This is a genomic window from Rheinheimera metallidurans (assembly GCF_036983985.1).
Lineage (GTDB): Bacteria > Pseudomonadota > Gammaproteobacteria > Enterobacterales > Alteromonadaceae > Alishewanella > Alishewanella metallidurans.
The window spans coordinates 104,529-127,025 of sequence record NZ_JALAHQ010000003.1 but is presented as its reverse complement, the minus strand read 5'-3'; the positions used below and the strand labels follow the sequence as shown (position 1 = coordinate 127,025).

At 42.7% G+C, this 22,497-nt stretch carries 23 protein-coding genes; 8 read left to right on the top strand and 15 right to left on the bottom strand.

The annotated features are described in order from the left end of the window. Window positions 1-11: 11 nt before the first annotated feature. The 4 genes from MN199_RS09680 to mads1 all read right to left on the bottom strand — a co-directional run bounded on the left by MN199_RS09680 (window position 12) and on the right by mads1 (window position 3,985). Window positions 12-1,307, bottom strand: a complete 1,296-nt coding sequence (locus MN199_RS09680) for a restriction endonuclease subunit S (RefSeq protein WP_335739280.1) — start codon at window positions 1,305-1,307, stop codon at window positions 12-14. Further along, the gene (locus MN199_RS09675) at window positions 1,301-3,418 is read right to left on the bottom strand and encodes a type I restriction-modification system subunit M (protein WP_335739279.1); all 2,118 of its coding nucleotides are present in this window, start codon (window positions 3,416-3,418) and stop codon (window positions 1,301-1,303) included. The genes MN199_RS09680 and MN199_RS09675 overlap by 7 nt, the downstream gene beginning before the upstream one ends. 6 nt (window positions 3,419-3,424) lie before the next feature. Beyond that, complete coding sequence (locus MN199_RS09670) at window positions 3,425-3,721, bottom strand: restriction endonuclease (RefSeq protein ID WP_335739278.1); 297 nt, start codon at window positions 3,719-3,721, stop codon at window positions 3,425-3,427. A gap of 90 nt (window positions 3,722-3,811) precedes the next feature. Beyond that, window positions 3,812-3,985 carry a methylation-associated defense system helix-turn-helix domain-containing protein MAD1 gene (gene mads1 / locus MN199_RS09665; protein ID WP_335739277.1) on the bottom strand — a complete coding sequence of 58 codons (174 nt, stop codon included), beginning with the start codon at window positions 3,983-3,985 and terminating at the stop codon, window positions 3,812-3,814. 234 nt (window positions 3,986-4,219) lie between these two features. On the opposite strand from mads1, the gene MN199_RS09660 reads away from it, so the two are divergent. After that, window positions 4,220-5,194, top strand: coding sequence for a competence protein CoiA family protein (locus MN199_RS09660; protein ID WP_335739276.1), 975 nt, complete (start codon window positions 4,220-4,222; stop codon window positions 5,192-5,194). Then, window positions 5,191-7,266 (top strand): ATP-dependent helicase, encoded by a 2,076-nt coding sequence (locus tag MN199_RS09655; RefSeq protein WP_335739275.1) that lies wholly within the window; start codon window positions 5,191-5,193, stop codon window positions 7,264-7,266. The genes MN199_RS09660 and MN199_RS09655 overlap by 4 nt, the downstream gene beginning before the upstream one ends. A gap of 14 nt (window positions 7,267-7,280) precedes the next feature. Here MN199_RS09655 and MN199_RS09650 read toward each other — a convergent pair whose 3' ends face one another. Both MN199_RS09650 and MN199_RS09645 read right to left on the bottom strand, forming a co-directional pair. Beyond that, complete coding sequence (locus tag MN199_RS09650; RefSeq protein ID WP_335739274.1) at window positions 7,281-7,628, bottom strand: hypothetical protein; 348 nt, start codon at window positions 7,626-7,628, stop codon at window positions 7,281-7,283. Window positions 7,629-7,761: 133 nt separating this feature from the next. After that, the gene (locus MN199_RS09645) at window positions 7,762-7,956 is read right to left on the bottom strand and encodes a helix-turn-helix transcriptional regulator (RefSeq protein WP_335739273.1); all 195 of its coding nucleotides are present in this window, start codon (window positions 7,954-7,956) and stop codon (window positions 7,762-7,764) included. Between the two features lie 132 nt (window positions 7,957-8,088). Here MN199_RS09645 and radC point away from each other — a divergent pair, with 132 nt between their 5' ends. Both radC and MN199_RS09635 read left to right on the top strand, forming a co-directional pair. Further along, window positions 8,089-8,586, top strand: coding sequence for a RadC family protein (gene radC, locus MN199_RS09640; protein WP_472511588.1), 498 nt, complete (start codon window positions 8,089-8,091; stop codon window positions 8,584-8,586). 162 nt (window positions 8,587-8,748) lie between these two features. Then, entirely contained in the window at window positions 8,749-9,309 is a 561-nt protein-coding gene (locus MN199_RS09635; RefSeq protein WP_335739271.1) for a tyrosine-type recombinase/integrase, read from the top strand. Window positions 9,310-9,354: 45 nt separating this feature from the next. Here the strand turns inward: MN199_RS09635 and MN199_RS09630 are convergent, their stop codons facing one another. After that, window positions 9,355-10,446, bottom strand: coding sequence for a hypothetical protein (locus MN199_RS09630; RefSeq protein WP_335739270.1), 1,092 nt, complete (start codon window positions 10,444-10,446; stop codon window positions 9,355-9,357). Window positions 10,447-10,722: 276 nt separating this feature from the next. Beyond that, window positions 10,723-11,376, bottom strand: coding sequence for an inovirus Gp2 family protein (locus MN199_RS09625; RefSeq protein ID WP_335739269.1), 654 nt, complete (start codon window positions 11,374-11,376; stop codon window positions 10,723-10,725). A 427-nt stretch (window positions 11,377-11,803) separates the two neighbouring features. On the opposite strand from MN199_RS09625, the gene MN199_RS09620 reads away from it, so the two are divergent. Then, window positions 11,804-12,754, top strand: coding sequence for a hypothetical protein (locus MN199_RS09620; RefSeq protein WP_335739268.1), 951 nt, complete (start codon window positions 11,804-11,806; stop codon window positions 12,752-12,754). Window positions 12,755-13,010: 256 nt separating this feature from the next. On the opposite strand, the gene MN199_RS09615 is transcribed toward MN199_RS09620, so the two are convergent. The 3 genes from MN199_RS09615 to MN199_RS09605 all read right to left on the bottom strand — a co-directional run bounded on the left by MN199_RS09615 (window position 13,011) and on the right by MN199_RS09605 (window position 14,856). Beyond that, window positions 13,011-14,129, bottom strand: coding sequence for a Fic family protein (locus tag MN199_RS09615; protein ID WP_335739267.1), 1,119 nt, complete (start codon window positions 14,127-14,129; stop codon window positions 13,011-13,013). A 110-nt stretch (window positions 14,130-14,239) separates the two neighbouring features. Further along, window positions 14,240-14,566: a hypothetical protein gene (locus MN199_RS09610; RefSeq protein WP_335739266.1), complete on the bottom strand. Its 327-nt coding sequence runs from the start codon at window positions 14,564-14,566 to the stop codon at window positions 14,240-14,242. A gap of 2 nt (window positions 14,567-14,568) precedes the next feature. Then, window positions 14,569-14,856, bottom strand: a complete 288-nt coding sequence (locus MN199_RS09605) for a hypothetical protein (protein ID WP_335739265.1) — start codon at window positions 14,854-14,856, stop codon at window positions 14,569-14,571. A gap of 283 nt (window positions 14,857-15,139) precedes the next feature. Between MN199_RS09605 and MN199_RS09600 the strand changes: the two genes are divergently transcribed. The 3 genes from MN199_RS09600 to MN199_RS14790 all read left to right on the top strand — a co-directional run bounded on the left by MN199_RS09600 (window position 15,140) and on the right by MN199_RS14790 (window position 16,184). Next, the gene (locus tag MN199_RS09600; protein WP_335739264.1) at window positions 15,140-15,316 is read left to right on the top strand and encodes an acetyltransferase; all 177 of its coding nucleotides are present in this window, start codon (window positions 15,140-15,142) and stop codon (window positions 15,314-15,316) included. Window positions 15,317-15,652: 336 nt separating this feature from the next. Next, a complete protein-coding gene (locus tag MN199_RS09595; protein ID WP_207903093.1) occupies window positions 15,653-15,880 on the top strand; it encodes an Arm DNA-binding domain-containing protein in 228 nt (75 codons plus the stop codon). Then, entirely contained in the window at window positions 15,822-16,184 is a 363-nt protein-coding gene (locus tag MN199_RS14790; RefSeq protein ID WP_418338086.1) for a phage integrase central domain-containing protein, read from the top strand. The genes MN199_RS09595 and MN199_RS14790 overlap by 59 nt, the downstream gene beginning before the upstream one ends. A 63-nt stretch (window positions 16,185-16,247) precedes the next feature. Here the strand turns inward: MN199_RS14790 and MN199_RS09590 are convergent, their stop codons facing one another. The 4 genes from MN199_RS09590 to MN199_RS09575 all read right to left on the bottom strand — a co-directional run bounded on the left by MN199_RS09590 (window position 16,248) and on the right by MN199_RS09575 (window position 22,495). Beyond that, entirely contained in the window at window positions 16,248-17,399 is a 1,152-nt protein-coding gene (locus MN199_RS09590) for a nuclease-related domain-containing protein (RefSeq protein ID WP_335739263.1), read from the bottom strand. Window positions 17,400-17,538: 139 nt separating this feature from the next. Further along, the gene (locus tag MN199_RS09585; RefSeq protein ID WP_335739262.1) at window positions 17,539-18,225 is read right to left on the bottom strand and encodes an amidohydrolase family protein; all 687 of its coding nucleotides are present in this window, start codon (window positions 18,223-18,225) and stop codon (window positions 17,539-17,541) included. A 53-nt stretch (window positions 18,226-18,278) separates the two neighbouring features. Continuing rightward, window positions 18,279-19,235 carry a nuclease domain-containing protein gene (locus MN199_RS09580; protein ID WP_335739261.1) on the bottom strand — a complete coding sequence of 319 codons (957 nt, stop codon included), beginning with the start codon at window positions 19,233-19,235 and terminating at the stop codon, window positions 18,279-18,281. Window positions 19,236-19,354: 119 nt separating this feature from the next. Beyond that, window positions 19,355-22,495 (bottom strand): DEAD/DEAH box helicase, encoded by a 3,141-nt coding sequence (locus tag MN199_RS09575; protein WP_335739260.1) that lies wholly within the window; start codon window positions 22,493-22,495, stop codon window positions 19,355-19,357. Window positions 22,496-22,497: the final 2 nt, after the last annotated feature.

The window sequence follows — 22,497 nt, the reverse complement described above, 5'->3', positions numbered from 1 at the left end:
TACTCCCTTATCTAACCGATGTTAATTTTATTGTTATTATTTTCATTGTTGATACGCTCAAGTAGCGCTTCTGGCAGCTCTACTTGTTCAATATCTATCGTGCCAGTCATTAGACGAGGTAATAAGATATCTCTAGCTTCTTTAAGTAGCTTACTTTGACACTTCAGACTGTATTTCAGCTCATAAAGTGGTTTCGTAAAGTCGTTAAAGGCCATAATTAATTCATCTTTAGGCAGGGTTTCTTCTAACCCTCGAATAAACTTCAAGCTATAAAACTTTTGAGCGACACCTGAAGATTGGTTATCTAACTTTTCTTTTGTGTAACAGTTGGACAAGTAAGTGTACAAAAAGCACTCAAACCCTGTTTTTCTTTTAAAAATCACAACATTCTTACAGCTAAACTCAATATCTCGTTCTACAACCCCTACATTACCCAGAGTTCCAATGTTAGAAAACAGAATATCCCACTCTTCAACACCACTTCTTTTCTTTATCTTCTCATGGTCTTCTTGGCTGATTAAGTAAGTGTCACTAAAGTCAATAAAACCATTTAGAATATTCTTACCCGTGGCTAACGGAACCCCTTTTTCTACAGGTTTTGGACTGTCATGAGTACCATCAGTTATCGCAGTGCAGAACTCTTTTAAAGCTCTTTTCGACCAACCCTCCGGAAAACCAGTCTCAGAGTCTATATCAACCTCTTCATGACCAGGAAACTTCAAACGGACAAACCACTCTTCATAAGTGATTTGTGCCATCTCTTCTATAAGCTTGATTTGTTCAAGGTTGTTTTCGATAAGGTCATCGTAAGCAGAAAGAACAGCAGCGATTTTACTCTGTATGATCTTAGATTCAGGAACGGTTACTTTTAGAGCAGAAAAGGAGGATTTCGACACATTTTCACGACCAGAAGCTGTTCCTGAATCCGCAATCTTCAGTTGAAATAGGTTGAGCTTTAGGAGGTAAAAAACAAAAAATGGGTCATAGCTCTCAGTCGGTATAACCGCATTCATTGCTTGGTTAATGAATATATCATCATGAGCAATGATGACCTTCTTACCAATACTGCCAATAGTCACCACACAAGTGGAACCTTTCGGTATCAGGCTTTTTTTGTACTTTTTAAACCCAGCTTCAGAATAACATTCTTCAGGTGTTAGACAATATCTTTCATCAATATTGATATCTGTTGGCTTAATGAACAATGTATGATTGCCATACAACTCCGGTTGCTTTCTAGGTGGTGTATTTCCTGTTACAACTTTACCTAAGTCCGAAACTCTTACACTATTCCATCCAACTAGCATAATTTCACCGCTTGGATACCATTCATCAATATTGTAGATTCGTCATTAAGGAGTTTTAACCTTCCCTGAATTTCTGAGAAACGCTGCAAGTAATCAAACTCGGTATCAACAACGACAGGAACTCCAACATAACGTCCTGGTGAAAGACTGTATTCGTTCTCAGCTAACTCTTTTCTATCAATAATTTTGCATAACCCTTCAACATCCTGATATTTGTTTTCAGGAAAATTGCTACGAAGCGAACGCCAATCCTTGATGCGTTGCTTATAGTCGGCTATTTCTTGATTTAATAGCGCTTTATGAGTAGAGAGTGCAGAGGTTATCGTCTTTAGTAGTTTGCTATTGGCATCAAGCTGCATTTTAAGCTGCTTATTGTTATTACTCGCTTTAGCATCTTTATCCAGCGCTTTAAAATCTGCCAGCGCTTTATCTGAACTCGTTTGATACTGTTCTAGCAAGGTAAACAATTGTTCTACCGGTTGAGAAAAGCGCTCATTCAATTGCTGATACACTTCAAAATCGGTGCTATCTTCGACCGTTATCAGCTCCTCTAATTCAGTCGCGATAGCGCTAAAGTCAAAATTTGGTTTTGTCAGTTTATCGAAGGTTTGTTGGCACTTTTTGCAAAGTTTAAAATCAATATTTTTGGTGTTTTTGCTGCACTCTATACATTTAAGATCACTACGCGGAATATACGGTGCGGCAATAATCGCTTTGCAATCTTTGCGCAAGCTATTAATCTCTTTGGCTATCTCTTTGGCTAATTTCAACGCCTCTTTGCTATGGATGGTTTGCGCCGTTTTAATTGCTGATTCATCACCACGGTAAGATTCCATAATGGCATTGAAGTTGGTTAGCTGACCTGGTGAAAAATCATTAATAGTATTAGTTACGACTCGGAATGTGTTACGCGCATCCATCATTAAGATCTTGTCTTGGTTTGCTATTATTTTGCCTTTATCTAAAAACCACACATGACAAGGTAATGAGCGGGTATAGAAGAAGTTATTCCCGACCGCGACAATACAATCTACCGCTCCGGTTTCGACTAGCTTTTGACGAATATCTTTTTCGCTGTTTCCTGCATCAGTCGCCGAGCTTGCCATGACAAAACCAGCACGGCCTTGATTGTTGAGGTAGTGATAGAAGTACTGGATCCACATATAGTTACCGTTATCCGCTTTAGGGATACCGATATCAGCAAATAAACGCGCATCTGTTTTTACGTAGTCTTTATTTTTATCAATTTTGCTGACGTTAAATGGCGGGTTAGCCATTACGAAGTCACATTGCCCCACTAAGGCGTGAGGGTCAGAGTAAAAGCTGTTGCTCTCAATGATTTTGCCTTCAATACCATGAATGGCTAAGTTCATTTTTGCTAAACGAGTGTTGTTAGATTTAAGCTCAGTGCCGTAGCAAGTGATTTTCTGATTTACCGAAGCATCTTTATCTTGCTCTTGAATAAAGTGCCCTGTTTGCACAAACATACCCGCAGAGCCACAAGCCGGATCGTGGATAACACCGTGATCGGGTTTGATCATGTTAACAATAAGTTGAACCAACGATGGCGGCGTGAAGAATTCGCCCCCTTCTTGAGCACCCGCACCATCCATGGAGAACTTCATTAAGAAGAACTCGTAGATACGGCCAAAAACGTCGCCACTGATACTCTTGACTGCATCTTTGTTAAAAACGCGGATAAGCTCACGTAATAAGTCGGTATCTAACTCTTGATAGTTTCGTGGAAGCACACCGGCTAGATCAGGATAAGCTTCTTCTATCAGCTTCATCGCTTCGTTAATAGCCTCATCAAGCGGCTCTTGCTCTGGTAAATTAGCAAGGTAATCAAATTGCGATTTTTCTGGCAACATCATAGCGCCAGCAGCTAAGAAATCATCTTTGGTCGCGGCACGCTTACCCCTTGGCCCCTCAGGTATGCTCCCTTCAATTTTTACTTTTGCCTGGTCGTAACGGTTTTGTGCATATCGCAACAAAATTAAGCCCAACACAGGATCTTTGTACTCTGCGGCTGTTAACTTTGAATTTGCGCGCAGTGAGTTTGCACTGTCCCATAATTCAGTCTCTAATTGCTTAATTTCTTGTTGATTCATTTGTGTTTAATTCTCAAAAAACTCTTCGTCAATTTTTTTCAGATACAGCACCTGCTCATCCCTGCTGCCGGTATTGTAACGTAGCATGAGTTTGGCTAATTCAGTACCGTTAATTAGCACAATTCGCGTGCCTAAGTTACGTGCCATTTCTCTTGCAGATAACGTAAAATCTGACGTGGTAATAAAAATGCTTTTATGCGCCTTCTTAAGGTTTAACGCGCCAAAGAGGTCGCGGATATCAGCGGCACTTACGTTATTAACTTCACCGTAGCGTTTAGCCTGGATATAAATTTCGTCTCCCAAAGGGTCTTAATTGATTACACCATCAACACTGTTTTCAACCTCAAGAAAGGGGCGCATGAAGTCTTGATAGCTTGGGATCATTGACTGTCCTTACTTGTTTTTTTGTTCTTCGATCCATTTCTCTAAATCACTACGCTTAAAGCGCCAGCTACCACCAACTTTGAAGCCCGGCAACTTACCTTCACTAGCAAGACGATATGCCGTTTTCTCATTCAGTTTTAGGTAGGTAGCGACCTCGTGAATAGTTAAAATATCATCGGTCATGTTTAACCTCTTTCTATGAACAACTGGATAATATGAGAAAATTGAGGAGTTAACAATTAAACTTTAAAAACATTAGTGATTGTCAGTCAAGACTATTTTTTCGATTAGTAAACAAGGTATTTGATACCAATATTTGCCGATCTTATTATTTTCCTTGAAATGGAACAGCTTACCTGTCAACAATATCCTCTTACCGCTTAGTCAAAGTATTGAGATGAGCCATTAGGATTTTAAATGCCAGGGAATGAGCAATCGGTTCAATTTTCATACGCTAAAACTGATGGGGATAAGCTAATTCACATTGGTGCTGCAATAAGAAATGGTAAATACCTTTGCCCTGGCTGCCATGAGCCAATGATCCCTGTACTTGGTGAACATAAAGCCAAGCACTTTCGTCATCATAAAGCAGTGTGCTCATACGAGAGCTATCTGCACCAGGCGGCAAAAATGGCGATTTATCATCGCCTGCTAAATGAAGACACTGTAACGCTGACACTTGCACGTGTGGCTCAATGCAAATCACCTAAAGCTGATTTGTTTGCCGGATTTCATGAACCGTGTAACGTGTTCATCCCTGCGCGTTACAACTTAAAAACGCTTTTTAACCAGGTTGAACTTGAACACCACGACCCAGAAACTGGCTTAAAACCTGATGTGCTTCTTACCAATACAAATTCGAAAGCAAAGTGTTATTTGGAAATTTATGTAACACACCCGTGCTCGGTAGAAAAAATCAGCTCTGGAATACCCATACTTGAGTTTCATGTGACATCAGAGGCCGACATTACGGCGCTGATTAGCTGTGAATTAAGTGTAGAGGAAACTGATTTAACTCATTACAACTTTAAACCAGTTGACCGTGTTGTAGATAATTGTCTCGACGAATGCAAAAACGCTCTGGTAGGAATAGATATATGGAGCATTAGCCCGAATGGCCGTTTGCAAAAACATACGCAGAAATATAAGGACTTTGAGCATACTGAAGTAAGCACAAGCTGCGCCTGGCCAAAAGCATTGCCTAGTTCACTGCAGCTGGGGCGGTTAAGGGATATGTTACAACAAGCCGACCCCGCAGGTGTGCATGCCAACTGCTTGAATTGTGTATTTGCAAGTAACTGGGATGATGGCTTCCTAAACTGCAACAAAAAACACGCAAGAGTGCCCTATACCGAAGCTAAGTTATGCGCGCAATACAGGCCACTGTCATGATTGCGAAGAGTAAAACAGTTACACAAGAACAGCGCCTTATTATCGAGCATGTTGGCTCACATGCGTTAGTTAAAGCAGTACCCGGTAGCGGCAAAACCACTACGTTGGTTAAACGCGTGCAACGCTTACTCCAAAACGGCGTTATGGCAGGTCAAATATTGGTGTTGATGTATAACAAAGCAGCTCAGCTAAGTTTTTTAGAAAAACTCAATCTAACGCTAAAAAACCAGCATCGACTACCTGATGTTAGGACCTTTCATAGCCTTGCTCTTGAAATTGTGCAGCAGGCAGTGCAAAGAGGTGAATTGGGCTACAAGAATTTGCTTACACCTGATATGCCAGAATACAAGAGCATCATTCGAGAGGCGCATAAGTATGGCTACGCCGCTGAGGACAGCTTTGTTGAACAGAATGAGATAGAAGAGTTAGAGCTATTTATTGCTCGCTGCCACGCTGATGGTTCTTCGCCTGAAGAAATACAATTTGATCCTGTATTTGATAAATCACCTAAAGAACACATTAAGGCATACCAGCGGTTTGTTGAATTGTTACAGGAGCATCGTTTCCGTACCTTTGACAGCATGCTCGCTGAAGCCAAACAAATCATTATCAAGCAGCCACAACTGTTTAGCCACCTAACGCACGTAATCGTAGATGAATATCAGGATGTCAATTTAGTTCAACATGAACTGATTCGGTTGCTAGCAGGTGAACATGCCAAAGTGATGGCTGTTGGGGATATCAATCAGAGTATTTATCAATGGCGCGGTAGCCGGCCTGACTTTATCGACGGTATTTTTGAGCAACAGTTTAAGCCTGTAAAAGTGTTTCATTTATCGTGCACCTTCCGATTTGGCCATATGCTATCACTTGTTGCCAATTCCCTTATTGGCAAAAACACTCATAAAACGGCAAAACTTTGTGTAAGCCATCCAAGTCAAACACTTAGAACAGAAGTGGCAATTCATGCAGGGCTATGTCTTTCTAAAATTCCATCACTGCTAAGTAAGGGGGCCAGCTCAACCGCAATATTGGCAAGAACCAATGCTCACTTGGCTGAAGCAGAGCTCGCATTGCGCTTATGCCAGATCCCCTATGCATACCCTGAAGAAAAAGCTGACGGCCGCGATAGGCCAGAAAAAACCACCCTGTTCAGACGCAAGGAAATTTGTGTTGTAGTAGTAGCATTCTTACTTTGTATTGATGGGGACTTACAGAAGCTCGACCATCACCCGGAGAGAGTTGCAATAATTAATGGTTTTCTCTGGGACGCTGGTTTTAGCTGGACATCCGGACAAATGAAAGATTCGCAGGCAGCGCTGTTAAAGTACAGGGTCGATATTTGGCAGGTAATTAGTGAGGTCTTACAAAATGGCCGTAAGCATCGTTTCCACTTAAATGATTTACTGTCACTAAAGGGTTATACACGAGGAACTGATTTAGCGGCTGAAGTGTATCAAAAAATAGCCATGGCCGGCTTTACCGAGAATATTGGCCAGGAATCCACCGTCAGGCGAGAGTCCAACGACCAGCGCAGAGGTATGTTTAGAATCAAAGAGTTCTTGCAATCAAGCAGAATAACCGCCGGCGAGTTTTTATCTGCAATACTTAACCCTCAGAAAGCAAATAGTGACTTCAGCCCTGTCAGATTGGCGACCTTTCACGCCGCTAAAGGACTTGAGTATGACAACGTTATTATTACCGGGCTAAACGACTCCGAATTCCCACCTAAGCCACCTCAAGAGATCTCATCACAGTTTGCAACAGAAAGTGTGTCTGATGGCGACTCGCTTGAAGAAGAGCGACGGCTTTTTTATGTCGGCATCACCCGTGCCAAGCAAAAACTTCATTTACTGGTGCCGCACGATGAACGGCTAGCTAAATGGCTTAATAACGGCTGGAATAGCACACCAAGGCAGGAACCTGTTGCATCGCGATTTGTTTACGAGCTGGGTTTAACCGCATTTATAAAAGTTAGCCAGGCAATTTATGATGGAACTGCTGACAATTTCAGTAATTCAACCAACCGATTGCCAAGCTGGTATTTAAATGAACTTCGTAGACTTAACTAATTTAATCTAATGCTTCAACTCGCATTCTTATAACCTGACAATGGGATGCTGCCATCGCTAAGCCATTCAACCAATAACTGGCCAGCATCTATAAGCAAACACCCTTCCCGGTTTGGTCGGATACGCTGGCGTTTACGCTGTTCAACCAGGGTATCGAGCAATTCTAGTATTGCACTTTTAACACCTGACTGTTTAAGTATCTGGTTATCAGCTTCAGTTAAATGCCATGCGGTAGCAGTTAATGTGGGTGAATCAGCTTCAGCTACAAACGTAATGTTGCCGCTGAGTTGTTGTAGTAGAGGATAGTTGTGGCGCAGGGCTTCCAGGCTCTGCTGCTCAAGAAGGATTACATCATTATCCATAGCTTTTCTCCTTAGGCTCTGTTTCAGTGTAGCCAGATTAGCGGCCAGTAACAGCTCTGAACAGTGAGGATATTTTCGATGTGTACGATAATGATACAGTTGGCAGATTTCATATTTGTGTTAAAAAAGCTTATTACTCCGCAGCACTCAGCTGGCGCTGCTCTATTTTTTCCTGGATCCAGTCTTGTATTTCGCTCTCTACCCAGGCCACCATTCTGGCACCTAATTTCACCGGCTTTGGAAAGCGTCCCTCAGCAATAAATTTATACACTGTTGAGCGTGCCAGGCCGGTGCAATCCATTACGGTTTTTAATTTGATAAGTTTCATGGTCAGGTCCTCATATTCGTCCAGACCATGAGCCAGTGCTGTATTTTTTAACTTGAGGGCGTTACTTGGCGCCAGCAGCACCGGAATCGAAAAATTTTCAAACCTATATCACTTATGTGCATTAACAAATGAATGCCTTTAAGGAGATATACCATGACACCAAAACCTACCCCTGCTGATGTTGTTAAATGGTCAGTTGCTGCACTGGAAATTCTGGATAAAGCCGCAACGCTGATTGCCAAAAAGTATGCGCGCAAAGACGCCTTTACCAGCCCAGATGTCACTAAGGAATATCTGAAATACCGCATGGTGCACCATGAGCGTGAGGTCTTCGCGGTGATGTTGTTGGATAACCAGCACCGGCTTATCGAATACTGTGAGCTGTTTCACGGCACCATTGACGCAGCACCGGTTTACCCACGTGAAGTGGTAAAGCTGGTACTGGAGCATAACGCGGGCGCAGTGATCTTTGCGCATAACCATCCATCTGGTGTGGCTGAGCCATCCGAGGCTGACAAGCGCATTACCAAACGATTAACCGATGCGCTGGCAATGATTGATGTAAAAGTACTGGACCATATCGTCGTGGGTGAAACGCCAGTGTCTTTTGCCGAACGTGGGCTTATTTAGCTCAAACGGCAAGCTTTAACACCAACCGCATAACGGCATAAATGCCAAGTTCCCAAATTAGTATTTTGGGAACTTGGAAAGCCTTATAAACCAGCACTTTCAATTTTTGCACTGTGCTGAAGTTCTCAAAACTGCGTTTTAATCGAAAAGAGGAAGTTGACTATGGCTGAGGTACAAGCGGTCAAAAGCCTGGACACGGTGAAACTGATTAGTCACTTACTGGACAGGCACTACGGCCAACAAATGGCGGATATCTGGAACGTGGGGTTAAACCTGGCACTGCGGATCTCGGATTTACTGTCGATACGTTTCTCTGATATCCAGGATGAGCGGCTGCTATTAAAGGAAGGGAAAACCGGCAAGGTAGCCAATATTAAACTTAACCAGAAGACGATTGAAATTACAAACCGGATAAGACGGCAACATCCAGATCATACTTATCTGTTTCAGTCGTATCGAAATCAGCGCGCTGGCAATATGCCACCCGCGCCATTATCACGCCGCTACGTTAGCCGCGCATTCGCTCTGATTGGTGAAGATGTTGGCATCGACCTGGGCACGCACTCAATGCGTAAAACCCGAGGCTACCATTTATACAAAAGCACCAAAGACATCGGCCGGGTGATGAAAATGTTAAGGCACAGCTCTGAAGGAGTAACGCTGCGCTACATCGGTATTACTCAGGAAGATATTGATAAGGACTTCGTTGATCTGGAAATTTAACACAGCTATCGGCTACCGCTTCGGCGGTAGCCTTTGTGCTGGGGTTTATTTTTTTGTTGGTTGGCGCACCAAGTTCATCAGGCTTTGCATACGCTCAGCCATTAACTTGGCATCCTGCTTTTGACTGTCACTGATATTAGGTAACGTAATGCCGTCATAACCAACGGGTTCAGCAGGGCCATATTCATCCCATTCTTCACCCGTGTATGAATTAATCAAACGGTAATTACTTGCAGTGATATCAACTTTATTGCTTAACCCGAATAAATATAGAGCCCATAGCTCAATCGGATTGTCGATGCCTTCAGCTAACTCGACCAAGCTTTCATGGCCAGGCCTTTGTAAGGTCGCCAAATAATGCCATTCATAATAAAAGTCGTCGGTCATAGTCGCCGTTGGTAAACGCCCAAACAAGAACAGCAGATATGAAGCGTCGAGCTGACAACAAAGGTTGGGTTCAGCGCCCTGTTCAATAACTTCGATAGCATTGGGTTTGGCCAACGTGGTATCAGCAAAAGCCGATAGAAAATCTTGTAGGCGCTTTTCCGCTGCTAACTGGCGCTCATATGCATCAGCCCACTCGTTGGCAGCAGAAGAAAGCTGATTACCCGCTTTACGCTGTTCGTACCAATAAGCGCTGGCACCAGCATAAACATCTTCATCATCCGGATCGCTACCCAGGTCATGGGATTGCCAAACGTACCTAAGCAGCACACTCTCGGCATCATGACTTTTAGCTAAAAAGTCATGACTTGCTTTTATTTCCTTACTATCAAGCCTTACCTGACCAACAGCGATCTGCAAATCTTGCGCGATTCGCAAAAGGCTAATTTTGGATTCAAGCTTGGCAGTTTGAAGTTGCTGAATAATGCACTTCGTAACTTGGTTAGCGAGCGACTCTGGTAATGAGAGCTCAAACAGCCTGGATACTAAACGTGTATTCGATGCAACACGGTCTAATATCGCAGCTTTAAGCGTTTCTTCGCTAATGGCTGAATCAGCCTTGAAGGCAGCATAGGTTTTATATCCGAAATAGGCAGCTAGCAGCTCGAGTATCTGAGCCCGAGTTGGCAATACACTGTTTTGAATTTTTAGTTGCTGAAGCACCGCATGCGCGTTAGAGGATAAATTGTACATACATTAACTCCGGTGGCTGAGTGCCTTGGGCAATTAACCATGACCGCATGCGATTAAGGCCAGGTAGCTCAACCTGGAATTAAGTTAGTAAATTTATTTAAGACATAGCATAGATACGCGTTAGCGATTGTTGCCTGTTTTCACTCGCATGTAAGTGAGGCGGGCGCCTGTGAGGAAGGCTACCCCGCTTGCTGATGGCTTGCAAGAATTTTTTACCGAATGACGATACCGGTAAAAACTCAGACCTATATTATTTTCAAAAAACGCCTTATTTGCTCATTTTTGGCTGCAGCCGAAGCTTCGACTACCTGTGCCGTACTCCTTTGTTTTTAACTTTGCAAAGTAGCTTAGCCGACGCAATAGATCAGCCTTTATTGCCATAAAATCATGTGCATTGGCATTTAAGCTGTAGGTTGGATTTGTTGGGAAATGGACTAGGCCTAATATCGCTTCCGGCAATCGTCTTAATGCACTTGCCCAAGCTTTCCTGATTCTAGAGGCCATATTTCGTCTCTGCTCATCGGCGTACGCTCCCAAGGTGTGGTACGTATCATGATTCAGAAAGACAACTACGTGAAAGTGTGGTGAGTCCGAGTCACAACGTTCTCTTACCCAGATATGCCGCATATTGCAATCATGCACTCTCTTACCTTGTGCAGCCCTTCGGTATAAGTCAGCTTTAACTTGTGCTTTTAACGATTCGACAAATTTGGTCATCAAGTCTGAGCCAACATCACCGTACCCAAAAGGAAGATGCAGATCGAACCTTATCGCTAATGTTCTGGGATGTTCAGCTAATGCTCTGTTTATTACTGTTAGTATCCGGTCTAAGTAATAAGGGTTCAAAGGCCCGATACTTTTTAAAACTGGATAGTCAGTAAAGCGTTCTATTGTGGGTACGTTCGCGGTATTTAAGTTCAAGGTGTTCATGATTAATCCTTAATGTTGTCATCTCACATGGATTAACCTGACATGTATTTCTTTACAGTAATTTTGGTATTGCTAGATGCCTAATGCACAAATCTCTGTTGTTCTAATTCATGCTGAAAGATTGATTGATATTGATATTTCTAATACAGACAAAATTTATTTATTTCAATCCTACAAGTCGCTTCAGCTTAGCAAGCTAGTTTAAGAAAATCATAAAATTATTCGGAGTTATACGCTCTGAAGTTATTTGAAAAAAATCAAGCTGCCATCCATAATCAAACTAGTTTCTGAGACACTATGGTAAAATCTCAGTAATGACGCTAGAAAACCAGAAAAAACAGATTAGAAAATCAGTAAATAATCATCAATAAATTAATAAATACTCAACAAAAAACCATTGAAAATTTTGTCAAAAATAGGTGTGTAGATGTCTCTGGTAAATGACGGATATAGGAGCGCTTGGCTCAAAAAGCTAGATTTAAAAGATAGGGAAAAACTGTCATTTACATACAACTATCTACTTCACAATAAGTTAATAACTTACCCAGTTGGTTCTGTATTTCCTGATTACGCTCAGATGGTTCTTAGTGTTGAAAACCTATTTAACCAACATTACCCAGACGAAAAGTCCAGATTGGCGGAGGCTAACCATATTGATGAGTTGTACTCAAGCTCTAGAATTCCGCAAGAGTTGTTAGATTGGATAGATGAAAAAAATCAACGGCAATGCTATTACCTGTGGTGCTTGATAAGACTTATATCAGGCTTGGATAGAGAAATTAAGCATCCAGAAGATCTACTCAACATCTATAACGCTGAAATAAAGATGCTAACTAGAAGAGACTACGATTATCTATGTTTATCGAAAATGCCCAGTAACTCAGTTCAATGCAAAGAGAACATTGTTAAATTCATTAGTCGCTGGCATCCAAACCAAACTTTTAAAAGTGAGTTTATTGATTGTTTGAAAAGTCACTGGAACAAGAAAAATGAATTCAAACACAGGCTATTCAAACACTTAAAACATGACCATATTGAGCATGGAAAATGGTTTTGGGAATATCTAGTTGATAATGCTAAAGTGCCTCATTGGTTTCTATCGCCCATTACAGACACTGAGTATTTTGGATGCGCATTTGCCATTTTAGATGTTTGGCAAACAGGAGTAGCTGAAAAAACGCTAATGCTGAACAAGGCTTATAGTAACTTTTATAATAACGGTCCCAAGCTGAAGCCAAATAATGAGAGAGGAGCTAACATCTGGCTGAATGCAGATTACCTCAATCAGTTAAATGAGATTGCACGCAAGAAGGGTTATACCACTAAACTCGCTTTGAAAAGACTGATCAGTGCGGAATTTGACAAACTGAGCAAATAAAAATTTAAACGGTGGGTAAAGGCACAAAATCACCAGCAAAATTAGATATATCTTATTGATTTTAGAATAAAATAATTATATATTCTACAAGAAAATTCAAAACATCGAATAACCGAAATTAACAATGAATATTAATAACTTATAATTATTTTTAGCTAACAAAAACATCTTTCTACCCACCAAAAAACCAAACATCCGCGGTGGGTAAATTGGTGGGTATTCCGATAGCGGCTATAAAACGAATCTAAAACACCCACTACTGTGTAAGTACATACCTGGTACTTCTGCCCCCCGCTGCAGTTTTCACCAAACACCCCATTTCAACCAACTGCGTTAAATGCCGACTGGCTGTCGCCGGGCTTACCTTGGCTACTTTGCCGTACTGGCTGTTGCTGATGCCTTCGCTGAAGTCGCCATCAAGCAACCGGTTTAGTACTTTGACTTGCTCTTTGCTCAGTTGCGTTTGGTCTACCCGTTGCCAAAATCGCGTTTTTTGCAGCGTTTGCTCAATATCAGTCAGCACCTGCTTTAGGCTAGCGGCCAGGGTGTCAAGAAACCAAACCAACCAAGCAGTGATGTCGGTATCGCCTTTTTGGCTTTGTTCCAGGATGTCGTAATAGCTACTGCGTCGCTCCAAAATGGCAACAGACATGGCATAAAAGCGGATAGACTGATGCTCGGCCTGCGCCAGCGCCAGATCGGTCAGGAGCCTGGCCAAGCGGCCATTGCCATCCTCCAGCGGATGGATAGTGATAAACCAGAAATGCGCAATGCCAGCACGTAGTAGCGGGTCTAAATTGGCATCTTTTTGCGAGCGGTTAAACCAATCGATAAAGCAATCAAGCTCGCTTTCTAACACCTGACGCGGTGGTGCTTCGAAATGTACTTTGGGCCGATCTATCCGGCCGGAGACTACCTGCATCGGCTCGTTACCGCGAAGCTGCCCGCCCTGTACTCTCTGCATCAATGAACTGTCAGACGGAAATAGCCAGGAGTGCCATTGTAACAAGCGCTCTAACGTTAGTGGCTGTTCCCAATTACCAATAGCATCTGTCACCATCGCAGCAAGGCCATCCGATTGGGCTGTCGTTGCTACGCTTTGTTGCTCAGCAATACCTAGCTTTCGGGCTAATGATGAGCGCACTACACTATGATTCAAACGCTCTCCCTCAATGGCGCTAGAGGTAAGGATATTGGCAAGCATAGTATCCAGTGCGGCCTGCTGGTTATCCTGTACACCCATTTTGCCCAGCAGTACGCCCTGCAAAAAGTGCAGTTCACGTAACTTAGGCGTCAGTGTCGCATGATCATAACGAAAGGCTGGCGATGCATTTTGCTGACGGCCAGGCCAATCGGGTTGTTGCCAGATCCACATAGGCAAGGCTCCTACTGATTGAGGTGAATACGTTGCACAATCTACTCACATAGTGAGGCGAATAGCAAGATTAATCACCTCAGCAAATAGGAATAAGCTTGGATATAAATTCATTTTTCCTTACCAGTGACTGCATCAGAAGCCACTTTATACCCTATTGCTTTATAACTTTTCTCTCGCTTGGCAAACATACGCTGCAGCATTGGAATATAAGTATCAACGTAATCATGAGTTGTCACCAGAGTTTTACCATCAACTTCACGGTGGATCCTGCCGGCGTACTGCGCCAGGGCTCCCTTCCAGGCGATTGGCATAGCAAGAAACAAGGTCTCTAGCCTTAGTAAATCAAAGCCCTCACCAACATATATGCCGATTGCCACTACAAACGTCGCTGTAGAAAGTCGCTCAATGGCGCTTTTGCGCTCAGCGGCTTCCAATACTAAGAGCCGCGCTCAACCCGCAACTGCATCTCACGTAACGAAATTTTGCGGTTAAAACGTCTTGTTATAATAACTGTGGTATTTACAGGAACCTGAGTGGTTTCACCTTTGTTGTAGCGCACAAGTTCATCTGATGGCTGCCAGGCAACACCTAACCGCTCTAGGGCTTGCTCTGATACGGCCTTAAAACCGCCGTTAGATGCCAGCATAGGTTTACCTGTGATGCTGCTGATCCGGGCTTTAGCATATAAGCCATAACCAATTTTCAGTAGCTTACCCTCAGCCACTAACTCTCGAAGTGCCCGCCCTACCTGATCATAGCCACCCAATTGCTCAAAATCAGCACGCAGAAAAACATCTTGGTTAGTGCGACTAATTTGCTGCTCAACCTGTTGCTTTAAACTTAACTTTGGAATAAGACACCTCCGACATTTCTTGGTATCAGCTTAGCAAAAATACGACACTTTGCTTAGTACTTCATAAACTAAGCCCTTCGCAGATAGTAAACGCTGCAGTTTGTAGTATAAAATCAAGTCGCTAAGCAGCGAAAGAATCAGCTAGAGCCTTAAGATGAAAGAAAACCCACTTGCAAAATATGGTGTTACCGAACCTGTTAAACGACCGAAGATCAAGCCGGTTAAGAAGCTCAATTTGGATACTCCTGAGGGGAAGCTAATCGTTTTGAGCGAAGCAAAACGAATGATGCAGATACATAAAAACACCTTTAAACGTTTAGCATATCTATAGTGGCAATAGATGTTTCCTGTTATTTAAGGGACAACCCAAGCATAATAAAAACGGTGGGTAAACTGGCGGGTAAAATAGCAAAAACACCAACAACATAAAACTCAAATTACTGATTTAAAACAAAAATAAATTTATACTCTACAAGTAGATCCAGAACGTCGAATGATTTATTCTTAGTTTCCCTTCTTTCCATTCTTCATCAAAGCCCTGTTTTCAAAGGGCTTTTAAATTTCACAGTGTTCTACTTCGTTTCACATTGTTTCATCTTTCTGGTGAGTTAACTGGTGAGTAATAGCTCTGTATACTCAAGTCAAATGGTGAGTATTAGGAGGCCCAATGGCATCAATGACCGCAAAGCAGGTGGCGTCACTTGCAAAATTAGGAGAGCCGACAAGAAAATCCGACGGAAAAGGACTCTACTTTGTTGTACCAGACTCTGGTGCTCCGTACTGGGCACTTCGATATAGTGGTAACAGCAAGCGTAAGCAAATGACTCAAGAACGATTTGGCTCCAAGGCTAAAACATCCAAACATTCCAGCTCGAATATATCGGAGAGATATTAAACCCGTCATTGGAGAGCTAAAAATTCAAGATGTAACAGCTTTGGATGTTAGAGAGATCATCCAAAGGGCTAGGGATAGTGGCCGTCCAACCATAGCGAATGACACGCTTGGTTATATGAAGCAGTTATTCAAGCACGCGCTAAAGCTAGAGTTAACCGCAAATAATCCTGCTGCTCCTTTTACAATAAATGATGCCGGCGGGTTAGAAAAGTCCCGTAAACGTGCATTGGAACTGAGTGAACTAGACAATGTTTTTAGAGTATTTCGTAGTCATCTGAATAGCTTTAGTGGCTCAATGAGTTAAAAGTAAGATCTATTGGCTCTGAGTACGTTTTCCCTGCTAGACGCCGCAGTCACTTGCGTGTTTTTAGAGATCCGTACTTGCTTGGCTAAGCAGCGCAGCAAAGCGGTTTTGCTGCTCATTGGTCAAACAAGACTGGCTAAACTGTTTAATATAATTTGAAACCGTATCAACATAAGTAATATTAGCTGAGATTGCGGTTTCAAATTTTGCTACTCGGCTAAATGCAGCTATTGAGTGGACTAACTTAGTGCCATCAACCTCTTTTAGGTGCAAAAAATGTTTTACCGCGGCAACATTTTTAAAGTTTTGATGTAATGGGTTCATTAAGTGTTTTGTGCTACCAAGGTAGCTTCGCGTCCAGTTGGCTTGGGTTTCAGTGCCTGAAATGTGCCCGCGCTCACCCTTTACGGTTATAACAAAAATACCATAAGGGCTCAGCACTAAGTGATCGACAATGACGGGTTCGTCATTGGCTGTAAATAATTTTAATTTGCGAAAATGCTGATACTCATCCGACAAACGCCAGCGCAGTAGTCTATTTAATTTATATTCTGCAAATACACCTTTAAAACCTGGCAAATTAAGCCCAAGCCAAGATGTTACTAGAAACACGGTTAGCAATACCGCAAACAAGAGAGCCGCTATTATCGGTATATTATTCAATAACGGCATAAGCAGGTCTGAAGAAAATTCGGCTTCCTGATGCACAACCGCGCTATCAGGCAGCACGGCAACTAACGGTTCGGCTTTAACTGCTTCAACCAACACAACTTGGTCGATAACTTTAGGCCCAGAGCTTATTGCTGGGGCGATAGGTATTACTGTGGCAGTATTATCTGGCGGCTTTTTATCAACCTCGGTAGCAACCGTCGCTGTGTCTTTCTGCGACAACGACGATGTTTCAGGCTGGTTTAGTTCACTTTTCTCAGGAATATCACTAACGCTTGCAACTTCTGTAGCTTTAGAGGAATCGTCTTTAGCCACCGCAGTATCATCGCTGCTTTTTATCTGACGCGGTATGTACCGCACCGGCTTGCGACAAAACTTTTCGTATTCGCGCGTCGCGCTAACAAAATTACTATTTTGTTTCTGATGACTAAAACGGTCTATTTGCTGTTGCAGCATAATGCAGGCGCCTTCGGTATATTGCTGTTGGCTATACACCTGTGGCGAGACAAAAATTAGCAGCGATAAGGCAAGTAACAAATAACGCATAAATCATCTCTGAATAAGTCGATACTTATGCTAGCAGTAACAAAAACAATTAACATCTTTTAATCTGCGACTACTTAGTAGTTATTATATTTACCGTTGAAATTACCCTCAATTTTATACTGTCGGCAACTTAAGTTTTTTAATTCAGTTGATTACTTTTCCGTTGCTCAGTTAGCTCTATTTTTCGTGCTGCGGCCTGGTTTAACATTTCATCTAACGCCTTGCGGTTATACACTTTGCCGCCATAGATCAGCGTATCAATATTTTTTACCGCATTAATATCTTGTAATGGGTTTGCTGGCAGTAATAGTAAATCGGCCTGTTTTGTTGTCGCTATGCTGCCATAGTCGGCCTGAACTCCCATAAAGGTCGCGCCATTAATGGTGGCGGTACGCAGTATTTGCGCGGGTGTTAAACCTGCTTGCTGAAATAAAGCTAATTCATCATGTAGCGCTTGCGCTGGATAAACATAGGTATTTAGTGCCGCAGAATCGCTACCCGCCAGCAATAAAACACCTGATTGCGCTAAGTAAGGTAACTGCTTAGCTATTAATTGATATTGTTGTTTGCGCTCTGCGGTTTGTGCTGCCGTTTCACCGGCCATTCTGCCAATGCGCCACTTGGTGTTGCCCAAATTTTCGTTGCGAAATTTGAAAGGTAAAAGTTCAAAAAGCGCTTTTTCGTCACCTGTTACAGCGTATTGGATGGCTTTAGAAATTGTGCTTTTACCGGTTCCATTCGGGGCAAACTTAATATTCAACTTACTTGGCACGATAGCCACTTTGGCCATCGTGATGTTGTTACAGTTTTTAATTTCAATGTCCATATCGCCATCCTTTGATTATTTAATCTTCTTCATAATTGATAGAACGCACTTACTCACACCATTGCCTCTTCATACACTTTTTCGACCTCAGCAAACTTAGTTACGCTCTCTAGCCGAGTTAAAGTTGTGAGTTTCATCGAGTTTCTTATAGGTTGATGCGGAACGTTGGTCACAGCACTTTGCAGCGTTAACGGCCTACCTAATTCGAACAAGTAATAAAGCGCATTAGCGCTTGATTTTTTCCCCGATTGCTCGTCACTAATTGCATAACGAGGTAACACTACTACACGTTTAACTGGCCAAAGTTTATCTATTTTCTTAGTGGCACTTTGCGTATCCGAAGTAGACGCCAAAGCCAAGTAACGAATTTCCTCCGCAATATGCTGTTTAAATTTTTGCAAAAAGGTGCTTTGTGGCAAGTGATACCAACGTGCTGTGCCTTGCTCAAACGCTGCAAAGTAGCTTTTGTCTCGTCCGCGTTGGCCACCCAGCGCCACCGTCATCGTAAGATCCGGGTACAACACTTGACGCATACCATAATAAGGGATGCGCGCCGCCTCCTGCACATAGAGCCTTTCTGCCATGCCAGCCACAGCGTACATGACATCATCTGTTTGCTCTGCTTGCGCACTTGAAACGATGCCAATTTGCGCCTGTAAAAATTCCAACAACCATTGATGCCCGCAATAATTGCTTTCGGTTTGGCTTGGTAATAACGCAAATGCACCAATCCCAACTTCTTCAATCGCTTTAGCGTACGGGTTTTGCTCTTGTGTTTGATCAAAATAGCCTGGGTATAACGCAAATGCGCCAAATACAGGTCGACTTTTCTTAGTTTTCTGGCTAGTCGAGTTATTGCTCGATAGGGCTATGTCTGATCCTGAAAGGCGAATTAACGCATCACGATAACGGTGCATTTGGTTAATGGCATCGTCAGGTACGTAATCGGTATTTTCAATATCTTCATTACTGTCATCAAAGCGGTTCCTCAACGCAGCAAAGTTAGCCAATCACAACAGTGGGAAATGTCCACGTTGCTGATTGGTCTTTGCCTCTTGCTCGGTTTTTTCTACCAGAATAAAGCGCCAAAGGGGGTAAACTCTGTCGGTGGCTAGAGTTATCATGATATTTAACCTACAGCTAACTTCGCCGCTTGTTGCCACATAAAGTGTGGCATTGGCTCTTTTAACTGCCAAGTAATGCTTATCGGTTGTGAACCTGTATGCGATACGTAGTCTACTTCACCATAATTCACAAAACCCATGGTTCGGCCGTATTCATCTTTGCTTTGCTCACGCACAAATAAAAACAGACGCTTACCTATTTTTTGGTGTTGGATGTACTCCAAACCTCGGCCTTTATCAGGTCTTGCGCTGTTTTGCGACTGCCAGTGAAACAGGTGTTCGTTGATCGCGTAATCGTGATACATAGTAGTAGGTGAAAATTGCTTTTCGTTTTTGTCCAAGGTGACAAACATCAGTTCAATATTTTGATCTTTCAACACAAACACACCTTCGCGTGCTGGCGGTTGGCGCTCAAAAGTGGTCGCACCAAATGCCACCAATATTTGCTCACGCGCATAACGTGCATGCAGCCTCAATGCGACCTCAGGTAAAGCGTGCATTGTTGGTTGCTCATGCTTGGTTTGTGCGAGTTGCCAATTCACAACATCCATTAACTCTGCTTTTAACTCGCAAGCATTCAGTTTTGCTAGGCTTTGAGCAATGGAATCGAATCCACATTCAGGCCCCGTTTTCTGCCAAAAATCGAAATGACACATTAAGGCATAACGATGGTCAGCATCTTTAATAACAAAGTTACTTTGGCAAAGCTGTTTTAAGAAACTCAAATAGGCATGATCATCACAGGTCAAAATTCGGTTATAAATGGCCTTTCTAAGCATTTTTAGCAGATCTTCATCAACTGAATTTTCGTTGATTTCATCCTTAGCTTGCTGAACCAGCTGCGACCAACTCCCTCGCTTATAAAGCTCATTCAAGTCGATGTGAGGATTTAAGGTTAAGAAATTCGACAATGTTAACGGCAGTATGGAGTGCTGAGGATATTGGCGAATCATTGCGACTAGGCGCTTCAACGTTAATGAAGCTTGACGAATGTTGCTGAGCACCATTTCTTGAGTGCGCTTACTCAATTCAATGCGACAACCTAGCGGTGCGTGGGGGAACCCTTGCTTTATTTCTTCGCTGATCGCTCGATGACTTTTACCTACTAAGGCTCTAAATTTATTGGCAAAGTCATACTCTGGGCGGGAATTACCAACAAAATCGAGTACTGTGCAGCACTCTTTACCGTCCGATAAACGCAAACCTCGGCCAAGCTGTTGCAAGAAAATGGTGAGGCTTTCTGTCGGTCGTAAAAACAATAACGTATCGACTTCGGGGATATCGACACCTTCATTAAAGATATCGACCACGCAAAGCACGTTAATGCTGCCAGAACGAATCGCTTGCTGCTTTTGTTGCCGCTCGTGGCTGTTATCACTGGTCAACACATCCGCTTTAACGCCTTTTAATAAGAATTGCTCTGTCATGTACAGTGCATGTTCTTTGCTCACACAAAAGGCCAATGCTTTCATTTTGCCTATATCAGTGATGATTTCCCGCATACTCAGCAAAATCTTGTCAAAGCGGACTTGGTTGTGGGTATACAGATTGGTCAGTTGAGCGATATCGTAACGTCCACGACTCCATGCAATGTTGCGAAGGTCGGTATCATCATCAATAGCAAAATACTGAAATGGACAAAGGTGGCGACGATTAATCGCTTCCGGTAAACGGATCTCTGCCGCAATCACGCCACCAAAATCCGCTAAAATATCACCGCCATCATGCCTCTCAGGTGTTGCAGTCAGGCCGAGTAAAATAGTTGGAGAAAAGTGTTCCAGTAGCGCGCGATAACTAGTCGCTGCAATATGGTGCACTTCATCAATGACAATGAAGTCATAATAGTCAGCAGTTAGATTAAGCTGTTCCAGTTGATTGTTCAGAGTTTGAATAGAAACAAACAGTTGCCGATAGTGCTCCGGCGTATGTCCGCCAACCCAAAGTTCACCAAACATACCATTACGCAATACCCCACGATACGCAGATCTAGCTTGTTTTAATATTTCTTCTCGGTGTGCAACAAACAGGAACGTTGCTGTCGGTTTCTCTTTGATAAAGCGTGCAAAATCAAAGGCTGAAATCAGGGTTTTCCCCGTGCCGGTAGCCGCAACGACTAAATTACGAAAGCGCTGGTGAACACTACGCTCAACGGCCAGTTGTTCCAAAATGTCACTTTGATGAGGAAACGGAGAGATATCAAAGAAGTGCGTCGGGCTGGTCTCAAAATCTCCGCGCTGCTGACTCAAGGCTTTTTTGAGTTTTTCACTGCTTGTTGCATCGCCACTAAAGTGTTCAAAATCATTAGAAACCCAATAGGTTTCAAAGGTGCTCAATGATTTATTGATAATGTGTGGGATTTCTTGTGAAGTGATTTTTAAATTCCACTCTAAGCCATTGGTTAGCGCTGAATGGGAAAGATTGGAAGAGCCGATATAACCAGTGTGATAACCCGTGTTGCGTAAAAATAAGTAGCTCTTGGCATGTAAACGTTCACGCTCAGTGTTGTAACTCAGCTTCACCTCGGTATTCGGTAAACTCGCCAGATACTCAACCGCTTTGGCATCCGTTGCTCCCATGTATGAGGTGGTGATGATTTTTAGCTCGCGACCACTTGAGGTAAATTCTTCTAGCTCTTTGCGAAAAATGCGGATCCCTGCCCACTTAATAAATGACACTAACCAGTAAATTTTATCCGCAGACAGAATCTCTCGCTTCAATTCAGATTCAAGCGACAATCCCGCATTACTGCCACAAAACAACTCGCTTTGGCTTAAGCCTGTTAACGGAAAAATGTCGTTAATATAATTTTTTAAATCGGCTGAGACAGGATTTTCGAGCTCATAGAGCGCGGTCAGAATTTTACCTTGACTGGCAAGCAAATTGTCTTCGATAAAATCGTTATCTTGAATTTGTGTTTTTAGCCAGAGTAACAATTGATTGGATAAAGCAATTTGCTGTTGCAGACGATCATCACTTGAGGGGACGGACTCAATCGCGTACTCAAGTATGTGCGATAGGAAACGAGATAACCATGTTGATGCTTCACTGCTATTAAGCTCACGTTCGCCGACATAGAATCGCTCTCGGTCAATACGACTCTCGATAAGCTGCGTTATAAGCTGCTCATAAATTCCGACTTGTTGCATGA